2 protein-coding genes are annotated in these 568 nt (G+C 47.5%); both read left to right on the top strand.

All coding sequences use genetic code 11. The features are described from left to right. On the top strand, positions 1-210 hold a 210-nt coding region (locus J536_RS24670; RefSeq protein ID WP_032064352.1), incomplete at its 5' end, for a CoA-transferase. A gap of 11 nt (positions 211-221) precedes the next feature. Beyond that, the coding region (locus J536_RS24675; protein WP_032064353.1) for a beta-ketoadipyl CoA thiolase at positions 222-568 on the top strand (347 nt) is incomplete at its 3' end.

The raw sequence follows: 568 nt of genomic DNA on the forward strand, positions 1-568 counted from the left end.
CATGTGACCAAGCAAGGTGAGCCGAAGATTGTGGCTGAGCTAACTTATCCGGTTACGGGTAAAAAATGCGTTGACCGTATTTACACCGACCTATGTGTGATTGACGTGACTAAAGATGGTTTAAAGGTGATTGAGAAAGTTGAAGGTCTTAGCTTTGATGAGTTACAGGCTTTAACGGGTGCAACTCTGATTGATGCGACTCAAGGGTAAGGAAGTAGGGAATGACATTAAAAAACGCTTATATCATCGATGCCATCCGTACTCCATTCGGCCGTTATGCCAGTGGCCTTGCACCTGTCCGTGCCGATGACCTTGGTGCTGTGCCGATTAAAGCGCTCATGCAGCGTAACCCAAATGTAGATTGGGAACAGGTCGATGATGTGATTTATGGCTGTGCCAACCAAGCCGGTGAAGATAACCGTAATGTCGGTCGTATGTCAGCACTACTTGCAGGTTTACCGTATCAGGTGCCCGCAACCACCATTAATCGTCTATGTGGTTCTTCACTCGATGCGATTGCCATTGCTGCTCGTGCCATTAAGGCTGGTGAAGCGAATTTGGTGATTGC

Origin of the sequence: Acinetobacter sp. 809848 (assembly GCF_000581275.1) — a bacterium.
Taxonomy (GTDB): domain Bacteria; phylum Pseudomonadota; class Gammaproteobacteria; order Pseudomonadales; family Moraxellaceae; genus Acinetobacter; species Acinetobacter pittii.